Genomic DNA, 6,684 nt, shown 5'->3' on the forward strand with positions numbered 1-6,684 from the left:
CACCGGAACAGCGCCGTCAAGGCGCTACGCGCCATGCCTGGCGCACAATAAAAAAAAGGGCGGCCCGTGGAACGGTACCGCCCTCTTGATACGCATCAGATTACAATCCGATCAGACATCCAGGTAGTCGAGGATGCCTTCAGCCGCCTCGCGGCCTTCCCAGATCGCGGTCACCACCAGATCGGAGCCACGCACCATGTCGCCACCGGCGAAGATCTTCGGATTGGTGGTCTGAAAGGCAAACTCTGCTTCTTCAGGCGCGCTTACACGGCCTGAGTCATCGGTGCTCACCTTCAGCTCATCGAACCAGTCAGCCGGGCTCGGGCGGAACCCGAAGGCAACCAACACGGCATCTGCCGGAATGACTTCCTCACTGCCCGGCACCACTTCAGGGCGACGGCGGCCATTCTCGTCCGGCTCGCCGAGCTTGGTCTGAACCACCTTGACGCCCTCAACCCGGTCTTCGCCGATAATCGCGATGGGCTGACGGTTGAAGAGGAACTTGACGCCCTCCTCCTTGGCGTTCGCCACCTCGCGGCGGGAACCGGGCATGTTTTCCTCGTCACGGCGATACGCACAGGTCACGCTGGCCGCCTGCTGACGGATGGAAGTACGGTTGCAGTCCATGGCGGTGTCGCCACCACCAAGTACCACGACACGCTTGCCCTTCATGTCGATGAAATCGCCAGAATCACTTTCGAATCCGAGACGACGGTTCACATTGGACACCAGGAATGGCAGCGCGTCATGGACACCGTCCAGCTCTTCACCGGGGAAACCGCCCTTCATGTAGGTGTAGGTGCCCATGCCCATGAAGACCGCATCGTAGTCGTTGATGATGTCCTGCAACTGGACATCCTTGCCCACCTCGGTCTCCAGGCGGAACTCCACGCCCATTTCCTCGAACACCTGACGGCGACGGGTCATGACGGTCTTTTCCAGCTTGAACTCGGGGATACCGAAGGTCAGCAGGCCGCCAATTTCCGGATACCGGTCGAATACCACCGGCTTGACGCCATTGCGCACAAGGATATCCGCGCAGCCAAGACCCGCGGGCCCGGCGCCGATAACGGCGACCTTCTTGTCGGTCCATTTGACACCGGTCATGTCCGGCTTCCAGCCCAGGGCAAAGGCGGTATCGGTGATGTACTTCTCCACCGAGCCGATGGTCACCGCCCCGTAGCCATCGTTCAGGGTGCAGGCGCCTTCACAGAGACGGTCCTGGGGGCACACACGACCACAGACTTCCGGCAGGGAGTTGGTCTGGTGACACAGCTCCACGGCCCGCATGATGTTGCCTTCGGAGACCAGCTTCAGCCAGTTGGGAATGTAGTTGTGAACCGGGCACTTCCACTCGCAATAGGGGTTGCCGCATTCCAGGCACCGGTGCGACTGGCTGCTGGCATCCGCCGGCTCGAACTGGTAATAGATCTCGCCGAAGTTTTTGCGACGTTTGCTGGCGGGCACCTTCTTCGGGTCGACTCGGCCTACCTCAACAAACTGGAAATCGTTGTTCAGTCGTTCTTTCATCATGACGCTCTCATCATCGTGATCTCGACGGGCTCGCCCCCGCTGGGCAGGGGCGGCCACTGACTACGGTCATTCGGACGGACCTTTTACTCCGGTCGCGCCCGGGTGCTGGCCAATAGGCTCTTGAGACTGGCGGCCTTGGGCTTCACCAGCCAGAAACGGCCAACGTAGTCGTCGAAATTTTCAAGGATATGGCGGGCCCACTCACTGCCGGTTTCATCCACATGCTCGGTGATCACACCGCGCAGGTGATTCCGGTAGGGCTCCATGTCCTCGCTGGATATCCGCTGGATCTCCACCAGTTCATGGTTGTACTTGTCCACGAAGGTGTTGTCCTGGTCCAGCACATAGGCAAAGCCGCCCGTCATGCCGGCCCCGAAGTTGTATCCTGTACTGCCAAGTACGGCCACCAGGCCACCGGTCATGTATTCACAACAGTGATCACCGGCACCCTCAACCACGGCGTGGGCCCCGGAGTTACGGACGCCAAAGCGCTCACCGGCGGTTCCGGCCGCGAACAGCTTGCCGCCGGTGGCACCGTACAGACAGGTGTTGCCGACAATGGCGGTTTCCTGGGACTTGAAGCTGCTGACCCGGGGCGGACGAACCACCAGCTTGCCGCCAGTCATGCCCTTGCCCACGTAGTCGTTGGCATCCCCTTCCAGGTGCATGTGCAGGCCACCCACGTTCCAGACACCGAAACTCTGGCCGGCGGTACCGGTCAGATTGAGCACGACGGGGCTGTCCACCATGCCCTGGTTACCATGGGCCTGGGCAATCTCGCCGGACAGGCGGGCACCGATGGAGCGGTCGCAGTTGGTGACCGTGAAGTCCCAGGTGCCGCCTTTCTTGTCCGCGATGGCGTCGGCGGTTTCCGACACCATACGCTCCGCCAGGGCCCCTTCGTCAAACGGGTGGTTGCGCTCCACCTGGCAGGTCTGGGGCTTGTCCGCCGGAATATGGTCGTTATGCAACAGGTGACTCAGATCCAGGCGCTTCTGGCGCTCGGTGTCGCCCGGCAGGCGTTCGAGCAGGTCAACACGCCCCACCAGTTCCTCCAGGGTGCGAACACCCAGTTTCGCCATCCATTCCCGGGTTTCCTCCGCCACGAAGCGGAAGAAGTTCATGGCCATCTCCACCGTGCCCTTGAAGTGCTCTTCCCGCAGGTGGTCATCCTGGGTGGCAACACCGGTGGCACAGTTGTTCAGGTGACAGATCCGCAGGTACTTGCAGCCCAGGGCGACCATTGGCGTGGTGCCAAAGCCGAAGCTCTCAGCCCCCAGGATGGCGGCCTTGACCACATCCAGGCCGGTCTTGATACCACCATCGGTCTGCAGGCGGATCTTGCCCCGTAGGTCGTTGGCCCGCAGCGCCTGCTGGGTCTCGCTCAGGCCCAGCTCCCAGGGGGAACCGGCGTAGCGGATGGACGTCAGCGGGCTGGCGGCGGTGCCGCCGTCATAGCCTGACACGGTGATCAGGTCGGCGTAGGCCTTGGCCACACCGGCAGCGATGGTGCCGACACCCGGCTCGGAGACCAGCTTCACCGACACCAGCGCCCTCGGGTTGACCTGCTTGAGGTCAAAGATCAACTGCGCCAGATCCTCGATGGAGTAGATGTCGTGGTGCGGCGGTGGCGAAATCAGGGTGACGCCTGGCACCGAGTAACGCAGCCGCGCGATCAGGGCATTGACCTTGCCGCCGGGCAGCTGGCCGCCCTCACCTGGCTTGGCGCCCTGGGCCACCTTGATCTGCATGACGTCGGCGCTGCGCAGGTACTCCGCAGTGACGCCAAAACGGCCGGACGCCACCTGCTTGATCTTGGAGCGCTTCTCAGTGCCGTAGCGGGCCGGGTCTTCGCCGCCCTCGCCGGAGTTGGACCGACCACCGAGAGTGTTCATGGCAACCGCCAGGGCTTCGTGGGCCTCCGGCGACAGGGCGCCGAGGGACATGGCCGCCGAGTCAAAGCGCGGGAAGATGTTCTCCACCGGCTCCACTTCGGTGATGTCCACCGGGTCAATGTCCTTGCGGAAGGCCAGCAGGTCGCGAAGTGTGGACACCGGACGGCTGTTCACCAGGCCAGCGTATTCCTGGTATTGCCCGTAGTCTCCACTGGTGACCGCATCCTGCAGGGTGCTCACCACATCCGGGTTGAAGGCATGGTATTCCTGACCATGAACGTACTTGAGCAGGCCGCCCTGGGTGATCGACTTGCGACGCTTCCAGGCCGTAGCCGCCAGTTGCTCCTGGTCCTGCTGGAAATCAAAGAAGGTCGCCCCCTGGATACGGCTGGGCACGCCCTTGAAACACAGGTCCACCACGTCATCGGCAACACCCACTGCCTCAAACAGCTGGGCCCCCCGGTAGGAGGTGATGGTGGAGATCCCCATCTTGGACAGGATCTTGAGCAGGCCCTTGTTGATGCCCTTGCGGTAGTTGTTCTTGGCGTCGATGGGGTCCATCAGCATCTCGCCGGTACGGATCAGGTCATTGATCACCTGGTAGGCGAGGTACGGATAGACCGCGGTGGCGCCAAAGCCGAACAGCACCGCGAAATGGTGGGGATCACGGGCCCAGCCGGTCTCCACGATGATGTTGGAGTCGCAGCGCAGCCCTTTCTCCACCAGGTAATGGTGGACCGCGCCGGTGGCCATCAGGCTGTTGACCGGCAGTTCGCCTTCCTTGAGGTCCTTGTCCGACAGGATCAACAGCACCTTGCCATCACGGACGGCCTTTTCGGACGCCTCGCAAATATCACGGACGCCGTTTTCCAGTCCCCGCTCCGGCGTGTAACTCAGGCGGATCTTGGCCACCTCAAAGCCTGGCCGGTCATTGCCTTCGATGCGCAGGAACTTGGCCGGCGACAGCACGGGCGTGGTCAGGATGATCCGGTTGGCGTGGCCAGCAGTCTCCTCGAACACGTTCTGCTCGGCGCCGAGGCAGGTCTCCAGGGACATGACCACGGCCTCACGCAGCGGATCAATGGCCGGGTTGGTGACCTGGGCGAACTTCTGACGGAAGTAGTCGGCAACATGGCGAACCTTACTGGACAGTACCGCCATGGGAGTGTCGTCGCCCATGGAACCGACGGCTTCCTGGCCGTTTTCCGCCAGCGGACGCAGCACCTGGTCACGCTCTTCATAGGTGACCATGTACATCTTCTGATGCACCTGGAGCTCGTCATTGTCCATCAGCCTGAATTCCGGCGTGGCGGCATTCAGGGTGGACTCCACCCGCAGGCCGTTCTCACGCAGCCATTTCTTGTAAGGCTGGGCACTCTTCAGGCGCTGGTCGATATCCCGGGTGTGCAGCACCTCGCCGCTCTCGGTGTCCACCGCCAGCATCTGGCCCGGACCGACACGGCCCTTGGCCACGACATCCTCGGGCTTGTAACTGTAGGTGCCGATCTCGGACGCCAGGGTGATGAAGTCGTCCTTGGTGATGACCCAGCGCGCCGGACGCAGACCATTGCGGTCCAGCATGCAGACGGCATGGCGGCCATCGGACAGCACCAGCCCCGCCGGACCATCCCAGGGCTCCATGTGCATGGAGTTGTATTCGTAGAAGGCCCGCAGTTCCGAGTCCATGGTGTCCACGTTCTGCCAGGCCGGCGGGATCATCATCCGCGCGGCCCGGAACAGGTCCACACCACCGGCCAGCAACACTTCCAGCATGTTATCCATGGTGGATGAGTCGGAACCGGTGAGGTTCACCAGGGGCTGCAGGGTCTGCAGGTCAGGCAGATCGGGGGCCTCGAACTTGGCGGCACGGGCCAGCGCCCAGTTACGGTTACCGGAAATGGTGTTGATCTCGCCATTATGGGCCAGGTAACGGAACGGCTGGGCCAGGGGCCACTTGGGCATGGTATTGGTGGAGAAACGCTGGTGGAAGACACAGATTGCGGTCTCCAGGTCCGGATCACCAAGATCCGGATAGAACCGGGTCAGGTCCGCCGGCATCATCAGGCCCTTGTAGGACAGGGTCTTGTGGGACAGGCTGCAGATGTAGAACTCTTCGTCCTCCGCCATGTCACGCTCGGCCAGACGACGGCCAACGAACAGGTCGATGGCGAACTGCCGCTCGTTCTGCTCTTTACCCGGTACCACAAACACCTGCTCGATCCACGGCAGGCAGTCCTGGGCCATGGGGCCCAGACAGGACGGATCCGTGGGTACCTTGCGCCAGCCCAGGATGTCCAGGCCGCGGTCGCTCAACCGCTGCTCGATGGCCTTACGGCCGGCCTCAGCCCGGGCCTCTTCCGGGCTGAGAAAGATCTGGCCCACCGCAAAGAGATTGCCGGGCTGTTTGCCAAAGGCGGCCTGTGCCGCCTTGCGAAGGAAACCATCGGGGCTCTGGATGAGAAGGCCACATCCATCACCGGTCTTGCCGTCTGCTGCGATGCCACCACGGTGGGTCATGCAGGTCAGCGACTCGATGGCAGTTTGCAACAACTTGTGGCTGGCCTCGCCCTTCATGTGCGCGATCAGACCAAAGCCGCAGTTGTCCCTGAATTCATCGGGATGATACAAACCTGTCATCATAAGCGTTCTCTCGCATAAAATGCTTTTCTGTCAGCGATTTAGGTGCGCATCTAACCTACCCTTCCGCTGACACTGAAAAAAAGGGCTGGCTATTTTACACTCGTGGAAATACCTATACAAACAAATATAGTGCCAACCTCGCGCGCGCTATGGGCAATTCACGAGTCAAGTCAGGCAGCTACCGCTGGAGCGCCATTCATCATCGGGCAACTTCACATCATAAAAAAAGGCGCTCGCGGCGCCTTTCAGATCTCTCCCCGGGCCCTGATCCAGGGCTGCTGGGAGCGTATCGATGACGGCAGATCCGCGATGGAAGCCCGCGCTGCCTCCCGACTGTCGAACTGGCCGAGATAGACAACAAACCAGTTTCGCCCGTTTCTCTGACTTCGAGTGTAACGCAGCCCCGGAAGTTCCGGATACCGGCGAATGAATGTCGTGGCTGTCTGCTCTTCGTAACCCGCCACCAGTTGGGTCGTATAGCCTGCTGTGGCATGGACCTCGTCCCTGGGCACGAATCGTTCCGGCATGGATGCCACAAAAGACTGAGTCTGTTCGGCGCTGGGCTCTGGCTCTGGCTCTGGCTCTGGCTCTGGCTCTGGCTCTGGCTCTGGCTCTG

At 61.7% G+C, this 6,684-nt stretch carries 3 protein-coding genes; all 3 read right to left on the reverse strand.

All coding sequences use genetic code 11. The features are described 5' to 3' along the window. Positions 1-111: 111 nt before the first annotated feature. Positions 112-1,530 (reverse strand): FAD-dependent oxidoreductase, encoded by a 1,419-nt coding sequence (locus RO069_RS09020; RefSeq protein WP_328186869.1) that lies wholly within the window; start codon positions 1,528-1,530, stop codon positions 112-114. A gap of 86 nt (positions 1,531-1,616) precedes the next feature. Next, positions 1,617-6,068 (reverse strand): glutamate synthase large subunit, encoded by a 4,452-nt coding sequence (gltB, locus tag RO069_RS09025; RefSeq protein WP_328186865.1) that lies wholly within the window; start codon positions 6,066-6,068, stop codon positions 1,617-1,619. A 245-nt stretch (positions 6,069-6,313) separates the two neighbouring features. Continuing rightward, a partial coding sequence (locus tag RO069_RS09030; RefSeq protein ID WP_328186867.1) for an SPOR domain-containing protein occupies positions 6,314-6,684 on the reverse strand: 371 nt, incomplete at its 5' end.

This window comes from Marinobacter sp. OP 3.4 (genome assembly GCF_036224885.1).
Lineage (GTDB): Bacteria > Pseudomonadota > Gammaproteobacteria > Pseudomonadales > Oleiphilaceae > Marinobacter.